The following is a 21,411-nucleotide window of genomic DNA, read 5'->3' as shown; positions in this document are numbered from 1 at the left end:
CATTCAGTAGCTATATTGACGCCAAACCTTTAAGGTAAACAGTACAATTAACTTTATAGCTATTAAAAACTAGGGCTGGTCGTCTGCCTGTGCACAGAGGCTACAACGGTTTAATACTGCAGCTGAAACGATAATAGAGAGAAGTTTTGAAGTTATGTTTGTCATTATTTCGCATGTGATAATGCTAATACCTATATTTCATAGCAGTAAATTAGACCTTAAAATAACCGTTAAACCTCAATAATTAAAAAGACAAAATTAACCGATAAATTCGAATCTAGATTTGGGTTTACCATTAACCTCTACCGATTCTATAAACATAGATAACGGCCGAACCCATAGTCCGCGCTCACCATACAAAGGCTGATAAACTACTAATTCTGAATCATCTTCAGAATGTTTTGCTACACCAATAACTTCATACTCGTTACCTTTATAATGACGATACTTACCAATTTTTACTGACATAGAAACCTCATTTCCTTCTTTAATCTGTTAAGTAACCTAAAGTTGTTAGCTATATATAACGAATAAACAATGTAAATTTCACTGCTATAAAAGCCTAATCAACAAAAGGCAAAGACAGTTGGTTAGTTTCTTTAGGTTCTGCTAAACCAACATTCAACCCTACTAATCTTATTCCCCGATTATCTTGTCGAGACAAACCTTCTGTTAATAACTCTAAAAAATACCCCTTATCTAAGATGTTGCTTTTGTGCTCAACAGTAGTTTGTTGAAAGTCGCTAAACTTAAGTTTAATACCTTGGCTTTGAATTTGTTTATTAGTTTTTTCTAAACGCTTTTCTAATAACGGGAAAAGGGTATCAATCATTTTAATACAATCAAATTCACTACGGATGTCTTCAGCTAAAGTGCGCTCAACACCTACTGATTTACGCTTTCGCTCAACAGTTAATGCCCTCTCATCACGGCCATGGCTTCTGTCCCAAATTACTTTACCAAACTTTCCAAAGCGCTTTACCAAGTCTTCAAAGGGAAACTTCCTTACGTCAGCACAGGTATATAACCCCATATTATTAAGCTTTTCTAATGTTACTTTACCCACACCGGGCAGTTTCCTTAACGCTAGGTGATACACAAATTCATCAAGTTTCTCTGGGGTTATCACACACAAGCCGTTTGGCTTGTTTTCATCACTTGCTATTTTTGCAACGAATTTACAAGGTGCGACGCCAGCTGAAGCTGTTAGCTGTGTTTCTTCAAATATTGCTCGTCGAATATCCTCAGCAATCAAGGTTGCACTGCCCGAAAAGAGAGTACAGTTAGACACGTCTAAATATGCCTCATCTAATGAAAGGGGTTCAATTTTATCGGTATAGCGATTAAAGATACTTCTAATCTGCTTTGAGATATCGCTATAGATCCGCATTCGGCCTGGAGCTAATACTAGGTTGGGGCATAACTTTAAAGCATGACCAGTAGCCATGGCAGAGCGCACACCATATTGTCGAGCCTGATAATTACAGGTAGAAATTACCCCTCTTCTATCTTTACTACCTCCAATTGCAAGAGGCACGTTTCGATATTCAGGGTTGTCACGCATTTCGACAGCGGCATAGTAACAGTCCATGTCTACATGAATTATTTTTCGCACACCTAAAACCAACCAACTGTATGTAAAAACAGTATTTTGACAGAATATCTTGGTAGTATCTACCATTTAGACTTATATACAATAAACGCCAGACCGGCTGACTTATATTTAGATGACTTGTATTAAAAAATGGCTATAAGTAGCCATTTATAAAATTTGGTCTTTCTTCCACTCATTTAGTTTCGCTTCTCTGGCTTGTTCTTTTTCCATACGCATCTTTTTACGGTCGCAAGGCTCGGGACAATCACACGCTTTATCAATACCTAACGCACCTAAGCCTCCGCAACTCCCTGAAATGGACTTTTGTTGAAAGATATACCCTACAGACATTGCCACAGCAACGACAATAAAAAAGACGAAGGCTAGAATAAAGGTACTCATAATGAATCTCCGGTTAAATGAAAAAAGTTTTAGTGAATAGTGACAAGTTCATCAAACTTCGAACTAGTATACTCTTTAAAGCCGTTTTCTTCTTTAGTTATCAATAGAACGGCTAAGTCATGCTTTTCTGCCAATATTAATGCTTGTTCTTTACCCATTACATTCAAAGCTGTAGCGAGGCCATCTGCAGTCATAGAAGACGGATGCACAACAGTGACCGACACTAAATTGTGAGTGATAGGTTTACCTGTGTTTGGGTTGATTAAATGAGAATAGCGTACGCCGTCATTTTCATAATAAATACGGTAATCCCCAGAAGTGGCTACAGCGTTATCTCCCACACTAATGATTCGTTCGATTGCACGTTCGTTGGTTAACGGTTTTTCAATAGCCACGCGCCAGTCTTCACCATTTGATTTTTTACCAGATAGACGCATCTCACCGCCCACCTCAACAAGATAATCAACAATATTATGGGACTCTAAAATTTCTGCTAGCCTATCAACTCCATACCCTTTGGCAATAGTCGAGAGATCAACATAAAGTTCTGGGTGTGTTTTCTCAGCAGCCTCTTCAGATAAAATAAGTTTATCTAGGCCGATTTTTTGCTGTGCGGCCAGAATGTCAGTTGCAGTAGGAATTTTTTCAGGCCTAGCTTCGGGGCCAAACCCCCATAGGTTGACCAACGGCCCAACGGTGACGTCTAAAACACCACTACTTAAGTCGCCAAGTCGCTTAGCTTCATTCATAACCAACAAAGTTTGTGCTGATAAATGAAAAGGTTCACTACTACGCCACTGATTAAACCTACTTAATTCAGAGTCCTGAATATATGTAGACATAAGCTCATTGATTTTAACTAGTTCGTCATCAACCTTTGCTTGTAATAATCCTGGTGTTATTTGTTCAGAAACAGCATATTTAATATTGTATGTCGTTCCCATAGTAGGGCCAGAAAAGTGAATCTCACTTTTTTGTTGGCTACACCCCATAAGAGTAATAAAACATACAACCAACAGCCAAAAATAACTAATCTTACTTTTATGTAAACTCACGACAACATTCCAAATTAACGCATAAGAAAAGGGGCGCTAGGCCCCTTTAAAGTTTTTACAAAACGAATTTTTTATACTATCCGCCAAAGTCATCTAGCATGATGTTTTCGTCTTCTACACCCAGCTCTTTCAGCATGTTAATAACAGCTGCGTTCATCATAGGAGGACCACACATGTAGAACTCACAATCTTCCGGAGCGGGGTGATTTTTAAGGTAATTTTCTAACAATACGTTATGGATAAACCCTGTATCACCTTCCCAATTATCTTCTGGCTGAGGATCAGATAGCGCTACATGCCACGTAAAGTTGTCATTCTCCTTTTGAAGCATGTCAAAATCTTCAACATAGAACATTTCACGTAAAGAACGAGCACCATACCAGAAAGTCATTTTACGCTTTGACTTTATACGACGTAATTGGTCGAAGATATGTGAACGCATTGGCGCCATACCTGCACCACCACCGACAAATACCATCTCTGCATCAGTTTCTTTCGCAAAGAACTCACCGAAAGGACCTGAGATTGTCGCTTTATCTCCTTCTTTAAGACTCCAAATATAAGAAGACATCTTACCCGCAGGCAGTGTTAGGTTTCTTGGAGGAGGTGTAGCGATACGTACATTCAACATGATTATCCCTTCTTCTTCAGGATAATTCGCCATTGAGTAAGCACGTATAGTTTCGTCATCTACCTTTGACTCAACATCAAAGAATCCGAAATGGTTCCAGTCGCCTTTGTACTCTTCTGGAACATCAAAGTCTTTATATTTAACATGGTGAGCTGGCGCTTCAATTTGAATATAACCTCCAGCTTTAAATGGAACACTTTCACCGTTAGGAATTTGAAGCTTTAATTCTTTAATAAAAGTAGCTTTGTTATCGTTAGAAATAACTTCACAATCCCACTTTTTAACGCCAAAGATTTCTTCTTCTAACTCTATATTCATATCTTGCTTGATAGAGACCTGACATGATAAACGACAGCCATGCTTAGCTTCTTTCTTGCTGATATGGTCAAGTTCAGTAGGAAGGATTTCTCCACCCCCTTCTTTGATATCAACACGACATTGGCCGCAAGAGCCACCGCCACCACAAGCAGAAGAAACAAAAATTCCTGCATTGGATAATGCACCCAAAAGTTTGTCACCAGGTTGAGCTGTAATAGATTCTTGAGCCCCACCATTAATAGTGATAGTGACTTCACCTTCCGGTACCAATTTAGATTTCGCAAACATGATGATAAACACTAGCGCCAATACAATAGCGATAAACATGCCTACACCAAGATAAATTTCATTTGAATTCATAATAATTCCTCAGTGGGCCGGTTACAGTGCAATACCGGTAAATGATTGAAAACCAAGAGCCATAAGCCCAGCGATCATAAATACAGATCCTAAACCACGTACACCTTCGGGCATATCAGCATATTTCAGTTTTTCACGTACAGCAGCAAGTAACGTAATCGCTATAGCCCAACCAAAACCACTACCAATACCGTATACAACACTTTCACTTAGGTTGTATTCCCGTTGTATCGCAAACGCCACACCACCAAATATTGCACAGTTAACTGTAATTAATGGTAAGAAAATACCAAGTGCGTTATACAGTGCAGGGAAGAACTTATCCAAACTCATTTCTAAGATTTGTACTAAAGCAGCAATTACACCTATAAAGGTCAAAAAGCTTAAAAAGCTTAAGTCGGCATTTGGAAAGCCAGCCCAACCAAGAGCTCCAGGGGCAAGAATGTTTGTAAATATAATTTGGTTAACAGGTACTGAAATACCTAAAACAACGATTACAGCAACCCCTAGCCCCATAGCTGTTTTTACTTTCTTAGACACCGCTAAAAAGGTACACATCCCTAGAAATAAAGATAGAGCCATGTTTTCAATGAAAACAGATTTTATAAAAATACTAAGATAATGTTCCATAAATTACTCCTTCGGCTCCACTTGTTCTGGGCGGATTGTACGAATTGCCCAGATTAAGCCACCAATCAAAAAGAACGAGCTAAATGGTAAAATCAATAAACCATTACCTTGATACCAACCGCCATTTTGAATTAAAGGCAATATTTCAAAACCTAATATAGTTCCAAAGCCAAACAACTCTTTAATAGTACCGATAACAATCAACACCATAGAATAGCCAAGACCGTTACCAATTCCGTCAAGGAATGACATCATAGGAGGGCTTTTCATAGCGTAAGCTTCAGCCCTACCCATAACTATACAGTTAGTAATGATCAAGCCCACGAATACTGAGAGTTGCTTTGAAATCTCATAGGAATAAGCTTTCAACACTTGGTCTACCACTATTACCAAAGAAGCAATGATGGTCATCTGAATAATTATTCGAACACTTGATGGTATTTGTGTTCGTATCATAGATATAAATAAACTAGAGAATGCCGTTACAGTGGTTAATGCTAACGACATAACCAATGCAGTTTCTAATTTAGTAGTAATTGCCAATGCCGAGCATACACCCAGTACTTGCAACGCTATTGGGTTATTGTCCAGAATGGGTCCAAACAATACCTTTTTCATTTCTTTTACTTCAGCCATTGTATAAACCCCTTATGATTTCCAAGTCTGGTTTTTAAGGTATGGCCCATAGCCATTTTTACCTACCCAATAAGTAAGGGTATTTTGAACACCATTACTGGTAAGTGTTGCACCAGAAAGTGCATCTACTGCAAACTCATTGTTTGCATTCTCACCTTTCTTAACTTGAATGGCGACATCACCGTTTTTAAACAGTTTTTTACCATTCCACTTTGCTTTCCAGCTAGGGTTTTGAACTTCTCCACCTAATCCAGGAGTTTCTTTTTGTTGGTAATAAACAAGTTCACGTACCGTATTACCGTCAGCATCAACAGCTAAAAGGCCATACATTAAGTCCCATAAACCACTGCCATGAACAGGTAAAATAATACGAGTAATATCACCAGCATCATCTTTGATTAAGTAGACACTAGCTACGCTAGCACGTTGTTGAAAACCAACATTACTGCCTTCAACTTTTACAGAGTACTCGGGCTCTTTCGCGGCTTTATACATGTCGTAACCATCTTCAGGCTTTTCGACATATGCACCAGACTCTAAATCTACAAAGCGCTCTTCCACATACTTTTCAAACGTACCAGCTATATCACCGGCAGCTTTTTCAGTTAAACCTGCAGCTTCGATAATATTCGATTGCTTATCAATAGCAGCGTTAGTTTGTTGTAATGAACGTAAGCCTACGGCTGCGCTAGATACAATGATGGAACACACCAAACAAACAGCAACCACAACACCTACGGTTTTACCTAGAGTTTCTTTCTTAGCTGACACGAGCGATCCTCCGTTTTATATTACTTTGGGCAACAAAATAATCAAACAAAGGTGCCCACAAGTTAGCAAACAAGATCGCTAACATCATACCTTCTGGGAATGCCGGGTTAATAACTCGAACCATGACACACATGAGACCAATTAAGATGCCATACGCCCACTTACCTTTATTCGTAAAGGACGCCGATACTGGGTCCGTTGCCATAAAGAACATACCAAAAGCAAAACCACCAGTAACTAAATGCCAATACCAAGGCATAGCAAACATAGGATTAGTGTCACTACCAACTAGATTCAATAGAGTACTAAAGATTGCACAACCAGCTAATACACCCAGCACAATCCGCCAAGATGCTATTCGCATATAAATAATAAACAAACCACCAATCATTAATGCCAGTGTAGAGACTTCACCAACAGAACCTTGTAAATTCCCGAAGAAAGCATCCCACCAATCTGCATTTAAGCTCCAATCAGTAATACTGCCAGATGCAGCTTGACTTAGAGCTGTAGCTCCGGAATAACCGTCAGCAGCAACCCAAATTGCATCACCAGAAATCTGAGCAGGGTAAGCAAAATACAAGAAAGCACGGCCAGATAAAGCAGGGTTTAAGAAGTTACGACCGGTTCCACCGAATATTTCTTTAGCGATAACCACACCGAAGGTAATACCTAAAGCGGCTTGCCATAAAGGAATAGTAGCCGGTAAAGTCAGTGCGAATAAAACAGAAGTTACAAAGAAACCTTCATTTATTTCATGTTTTCTGACTGAAGCAAATAACACTTCCCAGAAACCACCAACAGCAAACACAGTTGCGTAGATAGGTACAAAGAAACACGCACCATACAACATTAAGCCAAACCATCCAGTAGTGGCACTTAACTCACCGCCCAGCATTTGGAACAAGCCAGCTTGCCAAAATGCAGTGGCAGTATCAGCCCAAACAGCACCATCAATGATAGCTAACTGCGCTTGTTGACCAACATTAAACATACCGTAAAACATGGCTGGAAATGTCGCCATCCACACCATTATCATAATACGCTTTAAATCGACGCTATCTTTTACGTGCGTAGTCGATTTTGTCACCGAGCCTGGTGTGTAAAAAATGGTTGCTGCAGCTTCGTAAAGCGCATACCACTTTTCGTATTTTCCACCTGGTTCAAAATCAGGTTCAATTTTTTCTAAATATGCCTTTAAACCCATGATTAACCCTCTTTCTCAATCTGGTCTAGACATTCACGCAAGATTGGACCGTAATTATATTTGCCAGGGCAAACATAAGTACATAATGCCAAATCTTCTTCGTCTAGCTCCAAGCAACCTAAACTTTGCGCACCGTCTGTATCACCTGAAATTAAATCTCTAAGTAACAGGGTAGGCAAAATATCTAAAGGCATAATACGTTCATAGTTTCCAATTGGAACCATTGAACGGTCTGAGCCATTAGTAGTGGTTGTCATGTTAAATAATTTTTTCGGACTTAAATGCCCTAAATAAGCGCGAGTTACTGAGTGTTGATTAACACCAGGTTTAATCCAGCCCAAGAACTCTTTCTCTCGCCCTTCAAGTAACACCGAAACTTGATTATGAAAACGACCTAAAAACCCATGTGGACCGGATGCATTCGTTCCGTGTAAAACAGACCCTGACAACGTTCGCATTTCGCCATCACTAGTTTCACCAGATGTGAGCTCTGCTATATCAGCGCCACAAATAGTACGAACTAAACGAGGGTTTTTTACGTCTGGTCCAGCTAATGAAATAACCTTACGATTATCTAATTCACCAGTAGTAAACAAAGCACCAATAGCAAGAACGTCTTGATAACCAACGTGCCAAATCATTTTATTTTGCCCGGCGCCATCAAGGTGGTGGATGTGGGTTCCCACCAAGCCTGCAGGATGACATCCAGCAAATTCGTTAACGTCTACCTTAGCACTGCCCGTGTCAATATCTGCACCCGGTGCTTTATTGATGTAAATTTTGCCATCTGTTAAGCGACTCAATATAAGCAAACCATTTTCAAAATCTTTGCTTCGCTCAGCAATCACAATTTGTGGATCAGCTGCTAATGGATTGGTATCCATTACACTTACAAAGATTGAGTTTGGTTTTGAATCAATGGCAGGCGCTTTGCTGAATGGTCTGGTGCGAATTGCAGTCCACATACCTGAGTTGACTAGGTTCTCCTGTACCTTAGCTGCATCAAGCGAGGCAAGTTCAGTACTGCTATATTTAGCAAACACTTCGCTTTCATCACCTTCTAGCTGAACAACAACCGACTGCAAAACACGTTTTGCACCACGGTTAACTTCAACTACAGTACCAGAAGCAGGAGCGGTAAATTTAACGCCCGGATTCTTTTTGTCTTCAAAAAGAATTTGGCCTTTTTTTACTTTATCACCTTGCTGAACATGCATAGTCGGTCGCATGCCATTATATTCTTCGCCCAAAATAGCAACTCTAGTAACAGAGTTTCCATCATGGATTTCTTGTTTTGGCGCTCCCTGGATAGGAAGATCTAACCCTTTCGTGATTTTTATCATACGCAATAGCACTACTCTAAATTAATACACAACACCATTAGGCTCTTTGGCACGTCCTAGTTTAGGCAAAACCTATAAAAACCTAATGGTGATGAGTATTAGTTGTTATTAAAATTATTCCGCTGCAACTTCATGCGGTTTAGAATGATACACCTACCAATTATCTAAATTTAGCCGCTACAATCTTAAATCGAAACCCTAAAAGTGCAGGCAACAAACAATTGAGTTAGGAATTTTAGCATTAACCGAACCGATTCTTCCATGCAAATTGTTGTATAACCGTAATTTTTATAATGTTTTTCTTAAATATACCTTAAAAATTACAAATTTCGTTTTATTAGATAACAAAAAACCGTCACTTGACGGTTTAATTAATAACTAAGTAAAACTATAGCTTACCAATCAGCTAAAGTCTCAACGTCCGCTTCATAATCAACACCTGAAACATCAAATCCAAACAACTTTAAGAATTCATGATGATAGCCAGTATAATCACTTAACTCATGAAAATTATCTTGAGTAACTTGGTCCCATAAAGTCTTAATTTTAGCTTGGGTAGCATCATTTGTTTCTTTACCATTCATATACAAACGGCCCATTTCGTCAACTTCAGGGGTTGCCTGAGTCAACTTATCAGTAAACAAATCGTATATTTGCTCAATGCAACCTTGATGAGTACCTTCTTCTTTCATTACTTTGTATATGAGTGAAATATACAAAGGCATTACGGGAATAGCAGAGCTTGCTTGAGTAACGAGGGCTTTCAATGAAGATACGTAGGCTTGAACGTTCTTATTCGCTTTAGTTTTTATGATTTCAGCTGCAGCTCTGTCTAAATCTTCTTTAGCTTTGCCTATTGTAGCTTGACCATATATTGGCCATGTTAATTCTTTACCTACATAAGTATAAGCTGTAGTTTTGCAGCCTTCAGCTAATAAGTCAGCCTGCTCTAATGCTTCTAACCATAATTCCCAGTCTTCACCACCCATAACTTTAATAGTATGGTCAATTTCTTCTTGGCTTGCAGGTTCAAGACTAATGTCATGTACTTTATCTTTATCTGTATCATAGGTTTTAGTTGTGTAAGCCCCACCGACAGGCTTTAAAGTCGACTTAAATGTTTCACCTGTTTTAGGATCCGTTCTACGAGGGGATGCAAGGCTATAGATGACTAAATCTACTTTACCCATCTCTGCTTTTAAGGTTTCAATAGTTTGTTGTTTTAGCTCATCAGAAAACGCATCACCATTTAGTGTTTTTGCATATAAACCAGCAGCTGCGGCTTTAGCATGAAACCCAGCAGTGTTATACCAACCTGCGGTGCCCGTTTTACGTTCTGTGGGGGGCTTTTCGAAACACACCCCTAAAGTCTTAGCTCCGCCGCCAAAAGCAGATACAATTCTTGACGCTAACCCGTACCCGGTAGAACAACCTATTACTAACACGTTTTTAGGTGCATTTTGCAGCTTACCTTGAGACGTAACATAATCAATTTGCTGTTGAACGTTGGCAGCACACCCTACTGGGTGAGCATTTGTACAAATAAAGCCACGGATCTTCGGCTTAACAATCATAAAAATATCCTATTCAAAAATGTGAGCGCATTGTATAGACAATACCAGCTAAAACACATCTGAACAGCTGACGTGTTTATATACGTGTCTGCCGTTAACCTGTTTTTTGTGTCAACACTAACCATAGAGCATGAACAACGCCAGGTATGCCACCTAACAAAGTTAACACAATATTGATAAAGAAATGTGCAGATAAACCAACTTGTAAAAACGCACCAATTGGAGGTAGGAATATAGCTAAAATAAGATTAATTGGGTTAACTTTTTGCATAATATTGTCCTGTAAATTTAGTTACGAATATCCGAACGATTTTTGTAATACTCATACTCAGATACTTTATGATAGTCCATTGCCTTCAATTGAAAGCTTGAATAAGAATCATATACTTTTTTAAATGTAGGATCTGAAGATGCATGCTCGTGCATCACTTCCAAAGAAGCTTGTTTTAACGCTGCCATTACGTCCTCTGGTAAAGGGCGCATATCTACTTTGTGTTTTTTATTTAAAGTTTGCATAGCGTCATTATTACGGGCTGTATATTCATCAAGCATATCTTGGTTAACGGCCTTCGTTGCAACTTCTAGAATAGCCTGCAAGTCTTCAGGTAAAGCATTGAAAGCTTCTTCATTAACAATAAATTCAAGCGCAGATCCTGGCTCATGCCAGCCCGAATAGTAATAAAAATCGGCAGCCTTATATAAACCAAATGCTAAGTCATTATATGGTCCAACCCATTCAGTTGCATCAATTGCCCCCGACTGCAATGATGTAAAAATTTCGCCACCAGTCAAGGCAACGGGCACACCACCTAACTTTTTCAAGACTTCTCCACCTAAGCCAGGCATACGCATTTTCAACCCTTTAACATCTTCAATGTTATTGATCTCTTTTTTGAACCACCCAGCCAGCTGCACACCTGTATTTCCACCCGCAAATGGTATTAATCCAAAAGGCTTATAAACTTCACGCCACAGCTCTATCCCCCCACCATAATGAAACCAACTGTTAGTTTCTTGGGCGTTCATACCAAAGGGAATGCTAGTAAATATTTGTGATGCGGCTGATTTGCCTTTCCAATAATAGGCTGCAGAATGCCCCATTTGAACAGTACCTTGAGACACGGCATCAAATACTTCAAACCCAGGTACTAACTCACCAGCACCATAAACTTTAACGGTAAGCCTTCCTCCGGACATTTGCTCAACATATGTTGCAAATGTTTCAGGAGCACGCCCTAGTCCTGGAAAATTTTTAGGCCAAGATGTGACCATTTTCCATTTGAAATTTTTTTGTGGCTCTAATGACGCGGTATTCGAAGACTTTTCAGCCCCACAAGCTACTAACAAACAACTAAATAGTAATGAGGTGGCGGTTAAATTAACTTTAAAGCGTTTAACTATTTTCAACATAATATATCAACCATAAATGAGATTGGGTAACCAAGTAATTAAGTCGGGCCAAATTGCCATTGCAATTAGCAGCATAACTTGCATTAAAATAAAGGGCAGTACGCCTTTATAGATATCAGCAGTATTTACTGTGGAAGGGGCAACTCCCCGCAGATAAAACAAAGCAAATCCAAAAGGGGGGGTTAAAAATGAAGTTTGCAAATTCACAGCTATCATTATTCCTAGCCATATAGGGTCAATCCCCATAGCTAGTAATACAGGGGCTACAAGCGGCACGACTACAAAAGTGATTTCAATGAAATCTAAAATAAAGCCAAGTACAAAAATTACCACCATTACCAATAACACAGCAGCAAAAACGCCCCCTGGTAATTGACTAAATAATTGTTCAATTAATTCTTCGCCGCCATAACCGCGAAATACTAACGAAAATATCGACGCGCCTATCAAAATCAGAAACACCATAGCAGTGACTTTACTAGTGCTTAGCATCACATCTTTCAGTTTTGCAAAACTAAGTTGCTTTTGCAGTAGAGCTAATATCAATGCTCCTGTTGCACCAACACCAGCGGCTTCTGTCGGCGTTGCAAAACCACCTAGGATAGCTCCAAGTACCAGCATAATTAACACTAAAGGTGGAAGTAACGCACTTAATAGAGCAACCAAAGAAACAGCGTGCTTCTTTGGGGCTACATTTGGGACTTGATGAGGTTGAAGCCAAGTTACGGCAATCACGTAAAGTAAATACAAAGAAACCAAAATCAGCCCAGGAACAATTGCCCCTACAAATAAGTCTCCAACTGATACAGATTCAGGCGAAAATATTCCCATATTGAGCTGTGCTCTCTGATAGGCACTAGATAACACGTCACCCAATAGCACAAGGGCAATTGAAGGTGGAATGATTTGTCCTAGCGTCCCCGTTGCACAAATACTCCCCGTTGCAAAACTTGGGGCATACCCTTGCTTAAGCATAGTTGGTAAGGACAACAAGCCCATCGTCACAACCGTTGCTCCAACTATACCAGTACTAGCAGCAAGCAATGCTCCCACTAAAATGACAGAAATGGCCAACCCACCTCGGTACTGACCAAACAACTGGGTCATCGCATTGAGTAAGTTTTCAGCAACTTTTGATTTTTCTAACATAACCCCCATAAACACAAACAAAGGAACAGCAATAAGTGTTTGGTTAGTCATGACGCCATATAAACGGCTTGGAAGTGCATTTAAATATGCTTGTTCAAAATGCCCAGTTAATAACCCAAATCCCGCAAATAACAATGCAGTACCTGCTAAAGAGTAAGCAACAGGATAACCGAGCAACAATACAGCACAAACCACAACAAACATTAAAATAGAAATATATTCCATCACGCACAGTCCTTAGTGAACGCATTGGAAGGTAAGTGAATTAACTTAAGGGTATTGCGAATTAGCTCAGCAAGGCCTTGTAAGTTCATACTTGCTGCAAAAATTAAGATAAATGTTTTTAGTAAAAATACTAATGGTAAGCCACCAGCTTCAGGTGATGATTCCAACAAGATCCAAGACCTTTGCACATAATCGAAACTCATAACAAAAATAAATCCATTAACTGGCATCAGAAGCAATAAAGCCCCTCCTATATCAACATAGAGTCGTTTTTTTTCACTCATTTTACGATAAAAAATGTCAACTCGAACATGCTCATTTACCTTCAATGTATGAGCTGCACCCAACAAAAACACCATGGCATGCAGGTACATCACTGACTCTTGCATGGCAATCCAACCTAAATCGAAACCATATCTAAGTACGACGATAACAAAGGTAAGCAACACCATAAATAAGGTCAACCAACTCACAAGCTGGCATAACCTGTAATGAACTCCATCAATAAATTGCTGGCAACCTAGTGCATATTTTTCAAACATTAACAAAAACTACCCTATTTACCTGAACCGCCCATACAATTAGGGGATTGAGGAAACTCCCCAAACGACTTTTCCCATTCATCGGCAGTATAAGTGTGTAACGCTAGAGCGTGAATATCATTCGCCAACTGCTCTTTTAATACCCCATTAACGGCACGATGCCTTTTTATCAAGCGTTCACCGTCAAACTTGGCAGACACCATAACGACCTTAAAGTGACTTTCAGAACCTTTGGGCACATTGTGCATATAGCTCTCGTTTATAACTTCAAGATGTTGAGGGCTAAAATGCTCAGCTATTTTTGTTTCTATTAACGTTTGAATATTCATTGGATTTCCAATATTGATTAAACTAACCAATTGATTAACATTATTTACCTAAACGTCTAATAATACCCTATGCAACATAGAATTTGTTAAAGAAAACAGAACCATATATAACTATTTACAAGCTATATCCTACAAACATCTAAATTTGCCTCACCTACCAGCAGCCCAACCATTCTCAGCGTGTTATTATGTTACTCATCAAACAATAACCTCTCATACCTTGTTTTTAGGTACACAACTAAAAAATGAATACACGCTTAGCCCTATTAAATAAAAATATACAGTTAGTTCGTTATCCAGAAACGTTACAGCACCCAAGTTGGCAAGCATGGGATGCCGCCGACGAGTACCTAATTGAACATGTTGAACAACACTTAGATGGCGCAAAAGGCAAATCAGTTAGGATTGTAAATGATGACTTTGGTGCACTAACTTGTTGGTTTGCTAGCACTAAGCCAACATGGGTCAGTGACTCCTATGTAGCCAAACAAGCGTGTTTGCTAAACCTAAGTAAAAACAAGCTAGACACAACACACATTGTATTTAATGATTCTGTAAGCCCTGTTTCAGAAAAAATTGATGTCGTACTACTTAAAATACCCAAAACAAATGCCTTGTTAGAGCAACAGCTTATCGATTTACAGCCAAGTGTTGATTCCTCTACAAAGGTTATCGCTGCCGGCAAAGCCGCATTAATTCCTAAATCTATGCTGGCATTATTTGAGAAACACCTCGGCCCTACAACAACATCACTGGCTAAAAAGAAAGCGCGTTTAGTATTCTGTGAACCTACAGCTGATAAAGCTAACCCTAGCCCTTATCCAACCATTTGGTATACAGAAAAACCACGATTTGAAATCTGCAACCTAGCTAATGTATTTGCAAGGCAACAATTAGATATTGGTGCCCGCTTTATGTTAGAGCATTTCAAAAAGTTACCCAGTTTTAACAACAAAACCATTGTGGATTTAGGTTGTGGAAACGGTGTATTAGGTTTACATGTGCTCAATGATAGCAACCCTAAAAAAGTTATCTTTGTAGATGAATCTTATATGGCTGTTGCGTCAGCCAAACTTAATATTGAAAAAAACATCCCAGACAAACTTCACCTATGTGAGTTTAGAGTTGATAACTGCCTAGAAGGCTTCAGACAAGAGCCTAACAACAACCAAGTCGATTTAGTGCTCTGTAACCCCCCTTTTCATCAACAAAACACCATTACCGATCACATTGCTTGGCAAATGTTTACTGATGCGAAAGCAACTTTGAACAAAGGTGGGCAGTTGTGTGTTGTAGGTAACCGACATTTAGATTACCCCAAAAAACTAAAAAGACTGTTTGGGAACACGTCTGTGGTTGCAACCGGCAAAAAATTCAGTATTTTATCTACTACTAAATGATCATCGTATTTAAAGGTCAACTTTCCATGCTTAAAGTATTACTTATTCTATTTTCGCTTATTCTGACTACAGCCAGCCTTGCTAAGTCCAAACTAGACGGCTCTCATATTCAACCCGATAACTTTTATCCTAGAGTCAAAATGGAAACCACAATGGGAGATATTATTGTTGAATTAAACCGCTCAAGAGCACCCATTACGGTTAATAATTTTTTGCGTTACGTTGAAAAGCGTAGCTACGAAGACACTATGTTTCATAGAGTGATAGCAGGTTTTGTGGTTCAAGGCGGAGCCTATGATGTTGATTTTGTTGAAAAGCCATCATTTGGAAGAATTATTAACGAATCAGGTAATGGCCTTAAAAACGATATGTACACCATTACTATGGCTAGAGAGAATGATCCCCATACAGCGAATCGACAATTCTTTTTCAACATGGCTGACAACGAGAGTTTAGATCCTGGCAGAGGTTGGGGCTATGCTGTTTTTGGCAGTGTGATGGAAGGTTATGAGGTACTAGATAAAATCGTAGCAATAGCAACAGACTTCGATCCTAAATATGGCTGGGCAGATGTGCCTGTTGAACCAGTGATACTTAAAAAAGTTATCATTTTACCTCCTGTGTAATTCAAACAACACCAGATGCTTTAGTGGTATATTCCCTACAAATAAAATAAGCACTCTTAAGGGGTAAAATCACAAATAAACTATTAACTTCAAACATTTACATCGACAAAGCTTATAGATAATATCGATTGAGACTTTATAAGTTATTAAAACACGAACTACAAGTAACAATAAATTGCAGGCACAGCAGTTTCTCACTAAGGCTAAACAAGGATTTTAATATGCGTAAATATATTAGCAGTATCACATTTATACTCATTGCACTTGGACTAAACGGGTGTGCAGGCTTAGGCAAGATGAAAGTTGTGCAGTTCGAAAAAGAAATAGCTTCAGACATGGCTATGGTAAATATTGTCAGAAGAGCTGTATTCATGGGAGATGGAGCAAAAGTAGAAGCATGGGACGGAGAACAGTTCATCGGAACCTTAGAGGCAGGAAAGTTACTTCAATATAAAGCAACGCCTGGCGTCCATACCTTTATGGTATCTGTACAAGGGTCATGGGCTGTTGCCAAAGGGGAGCTAAAGCCGGGTAAACAGTATTACTTAAAATTCAACATGTCTGGGTGGGGCCCCATTATGTTAGGCGTAGCTACCTCTGATGACCCTAGAATAACAGAATGGAATACCATGACGACGGTAGCAATAGACCAATCATCACAAAAACCCGTTCCAGATAAATACCTCAAAAAAGCACAAAAGGTTCTCAAAAGAGTTGCCGATGGCGAAGCCAATGTGACACCAATTACAGATTCGAATGCCTTGTAACCTATAAGGGAACAGCCATTACTTTACAGCGACTACAGCGACGTCTCATTCTAAATTCACTAGGCGTATTCTAAGTGGTCATTTACTTAATGAATTTGATATAAAAAATCTACACTGCGCTGGCCTAAAATTCTTTAAGCCAGCTTGTTCGAACATTCACCAGAAAATGACGTTACATTAGACAACTTACTTACATCTAAGAGATGTGATAACTCACCTAAATGCAATAAATTTTATCTAGTTCACTCCCCAGAGCACTGCTTAAACTGGCTTCATTCACTCTTCGGCATCTATTAAAAAATGCGATATATTCATCACCATACATCTCATAAATATTTAATGTATTTTTCATCCTCCCCTCTGCCTTGCCGAAACGTGCATACGCCCAATACAGCCTTTACAAATTTAGCATATGCCACTTTTACATCTAATAGTCACTGAGGCTAAACCATTAACTCTTCAATAATGTCGTAATCAGGCCCTAGTACAAGAGCTACCCAGTTAAACAGCTATTAGCAAAAATTATCAATAACAATAAAACATGGGGATAAGCCACCGTTGGCTTAATTGAGGTTTTTAGGTACTCGAAGACCAAGCCTATGGCACCTTTCCTCGACTCTTCCCATGCGCTGTTAAATTGCATTGCTATATGGAGTGAGTCGAGATTACTCTTAGGGTTTTGAGTAGAAGAACAATATTTAATAGAACGTTCAACCGACTCTAAGCGCTGGGCAATTCTCTCTTGAAAGGTTTTCCAAATGCCATCTTGTATCCAAATAAGGGCACAGATGAATAGCGTCCAAAGACCAATATTAACAATAAATAATAGTGCACAACTTATAGCGACATTGAACAGTTTGATAAACAAAGAGTGCTTCTCGTAACTATCAAACTGGGTTTGTAGGGTGGTCCATTCTTGCTGTAAAGCTAACAAGTTGTTATCGGGTATCATATTGTACAGTCCTTCATCATTGCATTGATACTGTGTTTAAAGTATGAGCTAAGCGCGGTTATGTTCAAACGCTGTGACTTGGTCGATACTGACACAATTGAGCGCGAGCATCAGTAACCTGTCTATACCTAATGCCACACCAGCACATTCTGGCAACCCATGCTCTAGTGCCGCAATTAAGTGTTTGTCTAGGGGCATACTTTCTAACCCTTGAGAAATTCGCGTTTGGTTATCTTGCTCAAAACGCTGGCGCTGCTCATCGGCATCACTTAATTCATGGAACCCGTTAGCCAACTCTACCCCTTTAAAATATAACTCGAAGCGTTCAGCAACTAAGGGATTATCTTTACTGATTTTAGCAAGAGCCGCTTGTGACGCTGGAAACTCATACACTAAACAAGGTCTTTCTTGCCCTATATGTGGCTCTATGTGTTGGCTGAACAACAGCATCATCAACGTATCTCTAGATGATTCATTAACGGCTATGTCTTGATAACCGTAACGACCGGCTAGCAACCTTAATTCATCTAAACTCGCCGTCAAAGGGTCACATTTTAGGTGTTGCTGAAAAGCCTGTTGATAGGTCATGCTTTCAGCTGGCTTCGTTCCTAATATTAATTGTACTAGCTCATCAACTTCAGCCATCAACTGATGATGATCATACCCAACTCGGTACCATTCCAGCATAGTAAATTCGGGGTTATGAAAACGCCCCGCTTCTTCATTTCTAAAAGATTTACATATTTGATAAATAGAACCGCTACCCGCGCACAGCAAACGTTTCATGGCAAACTCTGGGGAAGTTTGCAGAAATAGCGTTTTTTCTTGCGGTGACATAGGGTCATTAAAGCTCGTGGAAAAAGAATGTAAGTGTTGGTCTGTCACTGCTGCGTGGCTTAAGGCTGGCGTATCAACTTCTAATACATTTTTATGATAAAAGAAATCACGAATAGCGCGTATAAGTTGCGCTCGTTTTTTAAGGGTGACTATGTCAGCACTAGGCTGCCAAGGTGTCTGAGGATATTGATTTAGCATGTTACCATTTAGTACCCATAAATAAAAAAAGCCCACCTATGTGAGCTTTTCATTAATCATATTAAAACTACTTTTGAGCGCGACCTACGTATTCACCGTTACGGGTATCAACACGAACCACTTCACCTCTTTGCACAAATAAAGGGACGCGAACAACCGCACCCGTAGCTAAGGTAGCAGGTTTGCCACCTGTGCCAGCTGTATCACCTTTAAGGCCTGGATCCGTTTCGGTAATTTCTAGCTCAACAAAATTTGCAGGTTGAACAACAATAGGCGCGCCATTCCATAAAGTAATAGTACAAGTGTCGTTCTCTACTAACCATTTCACGTTTTCGCCCACAGCTTTTTCGTCTGCTGCAATTTGCTCAAAGGTTTCGTTATTCATAAAGTGCCAAAATTCACCGTCTGTATACAAATAATCTAATTCAGTGTCGATTACATCAGCACCTTCAACAGATTCACCTGATTTAAAGGTTTTTTCTAACACCTTACCTGTAATAAGCTTACGAATTTTAACTCGACTAAAGGCTTGGCCTTTACCTGGTTTAACAAATTCATTCTCAAGAATGTTGCAAGGTTCGCCGTCGAGCATTATCTTTAGGCCCGCTTTAAACTCATTTGTGCTGAAATTAGCCATGTGTCCCCGTAAATATAACTATGTTGAGTCAGTAATTGTCGCAAATAATACCTAAAAAACCGCTGTCTGTAGAGAGTAACTGGCAAAAAGAACTGGCAACGGCATTTACAGACCCCGTTTCTTTACTAAATTACCTTAATTTGCCCGTGGATAATTTCACTAAAGACATAGCTGCCAGGCAACTTTTTCCCATGCGCGTGCCACGTCCTTTTGCCAATCGAATGCAAAAAGGTAACGCGCTAGACCCGTTATTTTTACAGGTATTTACAAGTAAACATGAGTTTAGTAACTCGGCAGGTTATTCGAGCGACCCACTAAATGAACAAAACAATACTCAACCTGGAATACTACATAAATACCAAAATAGACTGTTACTGCTAGTAAGAGGGGGTTGCGCCGTTAACTGTCGTTATTGTTTTCGCCGACATTTTCCTTATAGCGACAATCATTTAAACAAGCATCAATGGCAAGAAGCTTTGCAATATATTGCAGATAACCCGCAAATTAATGAGGTAATTTATTCTGGGGGCGACCCCTTAATGGCCAAAGATGACTTTTTAGCATGGCTCACACAAGAAATAGAAAAAATCCCCCATGTTATTAGGCTACGTATTCATACCCGATTACCCGTAGTGATCCCATCTCGTATTACCCCAGAACTTATTTCTTGGTTTAGTGAATCTCGTTTGAAGCCCGTTATGGTGGTACATGTAAATCATGCTAACGAGATTGACTTAGAATTTGCTTCAGCAATGAATAAATTAAAACAAGCTGGCGTAACCTTGCTAAACCAAGCTGTATTATTAAAAGGCGTAAATGACACAACCGAACAGCAAGTCGCGTTAAGTGAAAAGTTATTTTCGATAGGTGTGATGCCCTATTATTTGCATGTTTTAGATAAGGTATCTGGAGCTGAGCACTTTGACCTACCAGACAAAATTGCAACCGAACTGATGCAAGACATAATTAAAAATTTGCCGGGTTACTTAGTGCCTAAATTAGTGCGTGAGATAGGAGGTCAGCCAGGAAAAACCCCCCTTGATTTAAACTTACACCCTTAAATAAGCGACGAGTTTTATATATACGGGATTGGTGATTACCTTGGGAATAAAACGATTACCAAGTTACCAAGCACTTAAACTCATCAGAGCAAAAACGCTAGATAACTCGGCAATACGCTACTTACTCGACATCTGTTGTCATTGGGCATTTACAAAAATGTAAGGCCTTAATAACCTAAGCATAGGTGTCGATACTCGACCCTATCGCAGGATTAGCAGATGTAGCTTTAGGTGTTTCAGCAGCTTCCAGTAACTCTAGTGTTGCTTGGCCTTCTGCTTTTTGCTGTGATTTAGCAAGTTGCAGAGACTTAATCTCAAGAGTCGAACTAGCAGCTGAGCCTGAAATATCCATACAGTGCTCCTTATTGCTTGTAGCAAAGTACAAAAACGGGCAAAATCGCCCGCATCAAAAAATTTATCGGCAAACTGAAGTCAAACTTTAATTAATATGCAATCAATTATCCAAACTCTTAGTGAAAATGTTCAAGTAATTTATCGTAAATCTATCGATGCAGATCACACTATTAGGCGTCTGCAACAAAGCGGAAAAGGCAAGTTTAGTGCGGTTTTTACAGAAGATGCAGGGTTTGCAACCAATAGTAAATTTTTTAAACCTTATGTTGAAGAATTGGCAAAAGAAGTGCTTGAGCTTGAAAGCCAACCGGCCGAATCCATTAAAGCAGCACTACCAATAATAGTAAAAAAAATTGAGATGTTATTAACGACTCTCAACCAATTTCAGAAAAACGCCCGTTAG

25 protein-coding genes are annotated in these 21,411 nt (G+C 39.4%); 5 read left to right on the top strand and 20 right to left on the bottom strand.

The genetic code is table 11. From position 1 onward, the window contains the following. Positions 1-258: 258 nt before the first annotated feature. From ABJD71_RS00315 to ABJD71_RS00240, 16 genes are all read right to left on the bottom strand, one after another. Positions 259-468, bottom strand: a complete 210-nt coding sequence (locus ABJD71_RS00315; protein ID WP_348162814.1) for a DUF1653 domain-containing protein — start codon at positions 466-468, stop codon at positions 259-261. A gap of 94 nt (positions 469-562) precedes the next feature. Then, complete coding sequence (gene dinB / locus ABJD71_RS00310; protein ID WP_348162811.1) at positions 563-1,615, bottom strand: DNA polymerase IV; 1,053 nt, start codon at positions 1,613-1,615, stop codon at positions 563-565. Between the two features lie 147 nt (positions 1,616-1,762). After that, positions 1,763-1,996 carry a (Na+)-NQR maturation NqrM gene (gene nqrM / locus ABJD71_RS00305; RefSeq protein WP_348110325.1) on the bottom strand — a complete coding sequence of 78 codons (234 nt, stop codon included), beginning with the start codon at positions 1,994-1,996 and terminating at the stop codon, positions 1,763-1,765. A gap of 29 nt (positions 1,997-2,025) precedes the next feature. Next, positions 2,026-2,988, bottom strand: a complete 963-nt coding sequence (locus tag ABJD71_RS00300) for an FAD:protein FMN transferase (protein WP_348163478.1) — start codon at positions 2,986-2,988, stop codon at positions 2,026-2,028. A 139-nt stretch (positions 2,989-3,127) separates the two neighbouring features. Next, positions 3,128-4,360, bottom strand: a complete 1,233-nt coding sequence (gene nqrF, locus ABJD71_RS00295) for an NADH:ubiquinone reductase (Na(+)-transporting) subunit F (protein ID WP_348162808.1) — start codon at positions 4,358-4,360, stop codon at positions 3,128-3,130. 21 nt (positions 4,361-4,381) lie between these two features. Beyond that, entirely contained in the window at positions 4,382-4,990 is a 609-nt protein-coding gene (gene nqrE / locus ABJD71_RS00290) for an NADH:ubiquinone reductase (Na(+)-transporting) subunit E (protein ID WP_133467932.1), read from the bottom strand. 3 nt (positions 4,991-4,993) lie between these two features. Then, entirely contained in the window at positions 4,994-5,626 is a 633-nt protein-coding gene (locus ABJD71_RS00285; RefSeq protein ID WP_348162805.1) for an NADH:ubiquinone reductase (Na(+)-transporting) subunit D, read from the bottom strand. Between the two features lie 12 nt (positions 5,627-5,638). Then, a complete protein-coding gene (locus tag ABJD71_RS00280) occupies positions 5,639-6,397 on the bottom strand; it encodes a Na(+)-translocating NADH-quinone reductase subunit C (RefSeq protein ID WP_348162802.1) in 759 nt (252 codons plus the stop codon). Continuing rightward, positions 6,387-7,604, bottom strand: coding sequence for an NADH:ubiquinone reductase (Na(+)-transporting) subunit B (locus ABJD71_RS00275; protein WP_348110323.1), 1,218 nt, complete (start codon positions 7,602-7,604; stop codon positions 6,387-6,389). The genes ABJD71_RS00280 and ABJD71_RS00275 overlap by 11 nt, the downstream gene beginning before the upstream one ends. 2 nt (positions 7,605-7,606) lie before the next feature. Further along, the gene (locus ABJD71_RS00270; RefSeq protein ID WP_348162799.1) at positions 7,607-8,947 is read right to left on the bottom strand and encodes a Na(+)-translocating NADH-quinone reductase subunit A; all 1,341 of its coding nucleotides are present in this window, start codon (positions 8,945-8,947) and stop codon (positions 7,607-7,609) included. 395 nt (positions 8,948-9,342) lie between these two features. Next, positions 9,343-10,521 (bottom strand): enoyl-ACP reductase FabV, encoded by a 1,179-nt coding sequence (gene fabV, locus ABJD71_RS00265; RefSeq protein WP_348162796.1) that lies wholly within the window; start codon positions 10,519-10,521, stop codon positions 9,343-9,345. A 94-nt stretch (positions 10,522-10,615) separates the two neighbouring features. Continuing rightward, positions 10,616-10,792: a YqaE/Pmp3 family membrane protein gene (locus ABJD71_RS00260; RefSeq protein WP_348162793.1), complete on the bottom strand. Its 177-nt coding sequence runs from the start codon at positions 10,790-10,792 to the stop codon at positions 10,616-10,618. Between the two features lie 17 nt (positions 10,793-10,809). Next, entirely contained in the window at positions 10,810-11,931 is a 1,122-nt protein-coding gene (dctP, locus tag ABJD71_RS00255; RefSeq protein ID WP_348162790.1) for a TRAP transporter substrate-binding protein DctP, read from the bottom strand. Positions 11,932-11,937: 6 nt separating this feature from the next. Next, positions 11,938-13,305: a TRAP transporter large permease subunit gene (locus tag ABJD71_RS00250; RefSeq protein ID WP_348162787.1), complete on the bottom strand. Its 1,368-nt coding sequence runs from the start codon at positions 13,303-13,305 to the stop codon at positions 11,938-11,940. After that, positions 13,305-13,847, bottom strand: coding sequence for a TRAP transporter small permease subunit (locus tag ABJD71_RS00245; RefSeq protein WP_348162784.1), 543 nt, complete (start codon positions 13,845-13,847; stop codon positions 13,305-13,307). Before ABJD71_RS00245 ends, ABJD71_RS00250 begins: the two co-directional genes overlap by 1 nt. Before the next feature lie 14 nt (positions 13,848-13,861). Then, positions 13,862-14,176 carry a BolA/IbaG family iron-sulfur metabolism protein gene (locus ABJD71_RS00240; RefSeq protein ID WP_348162781.1) on the bottom strand — a complete coding sequence of 105 codons (315 nt, stop codon included), beginning with the start codon at positions 14,174-14,176 and terminating at the stop codon, positions 13,862-13,864. A 245-nt stretch (positions 14,177-14,421) separates the two neighbouring features. On the opposite strand from ABJD71_RS00240, the gene ABJD71_RS00235 reads away from it, so the two are divergent. From ABJD71_RS00235 to ABJD71_RS00225, 3 genes are all read left to right on the top strand, one after another. Continuing rightward, positions 14,422-15,576 carry a methyltransferase gene (locus tag ABJD71_RS00235; RefSeq protein WP_348162778.1) on the top strand — a complete coding sequence of 385 codons (1,155 nt, stop codon included), beginning with the start codon at positions 14,422-14,424 and terminating at the stop codon, positions 15,574-15,576. A gap of 26 nt (positions 15,577-15,602) precedes the next feature. Further along, entirely contained in the window at positions 15,603-16,202 is a 600-nt protein-coding gene (locus ABJD71_RS00230) for a peptidylprolyl isomerase (RefSeq protein ID WP_348162775.1), read from the top strand. A 221-nt stretch (positions 16,203-16,423) separates the two neighbouring features. After that, positions 16,424-16,969, top strand: coding sequence for a hypothetical protein (locus ABJD71_RS00225; protein ID WP_348162772.1), 546 nt, complete (start codon positions 16,424-16,426; stop codon positions 16,967-16,969). 493 nt (positions 16,970-17,462) lie between these two features. Here ABJD71_RS00225 and ABJD71_RS00220 read toward each other — a convergent pair whose 3' ends face one another. The 3 genes from ABJD71_RS00220 to efp form a co-directional block, all read right to left on the bottom strand. Further along, positions 17,463-17,921, bottom strand: coding sequence for a hypothetical protein (locus ABJD71_RS00220; RefSeq protein ID WP_348162769.1), 459 nt, complete (start codon positions 17,919-17,921; stop codon positions 17,463-17,465). A 48-nt stretch (positions 17,922-17,969) separates the two neighbouring features. Next, positions 17,970-18,956, bottom strand: coding sequence for an elongation factor P--(R)-beta-lysine ligase (epmA, locus tag ABJD71_RS00215; RefSeq protein ID WP_348162766.1), 987 nt, complete (start codon positions 18,954-18,956; stop codon positions 17,970-17,972). A gap of 67 nt (positions 18,957-19,023) precedes the next feature. After that, complete coding sequence (gene efp, locus ABJD71_RS00210) at positions 19,024-19,593, bottom strand: elongation factor P (RefSeq protein WP_348162763.1); 570 nt, start codon at positions 19,591-19,593, stop codon at positions 19,024-19,026. Positions 19,594-19,628: 35 nt separating this feature from the next. Here efp and epmB point away from each other — a divergent pair, with 35 nt between their 5' ends. Then, the gene (gene epmB, locus ABJD71_RS00205; protein ID WP_348162760.1) at positions 19,629-20,654 is read left to right on the top strand and encodes an EF-P beta-lysylation protein EpmB; all 1,026 of its coding nucleotides are present in this window, start codon (positions 19,629-19,631) and stop codon (positions 20,652-20,654) included. 175 nt (positions 20,655-20,829) lie between these two features. Here epmB and ABJD71_RS00200 read toward each other — a convergent pair whose 3' ends face one another. Further along, positions 20,830-21,006 (bottom strand): hypothetical protein, encoded by a 177-nt coding sequence (locus tag ABJD71_RS00200; protein ID WP_348162757.1) that lies wholly within the window; start codon positions 21,004-21,006, stop codon positions 20,830-20,832. 96 nt (positions 21,007-21,102) lie between these two features. Here ABJD71_RS00200 and ABJD71_RS00195 point away from each other — a divergent pair, with 96 nt between their 5' ends. Then, on the top strand, positions 21,103-21,411 hold the full coding sequence (locus ABJD71_RS00195) for a hypothetical protein (protein WP_348162754.1): 309 nt from the start codon (positions 21,103-21,105) through the stop codon (positions 21,409-21,411).

This window comes from Paraglaciecola sp. (genome assembly GCF_039943935.1).
Lineage (GTDB): Bacteria > Pseudomonadota > Gammaproteobacteria > Enterobacterales > Alteromonadaceae > Paraglaciecola.
This window is presented reverse-complemented; position numbering and strand designations above follow the sequence as displayed.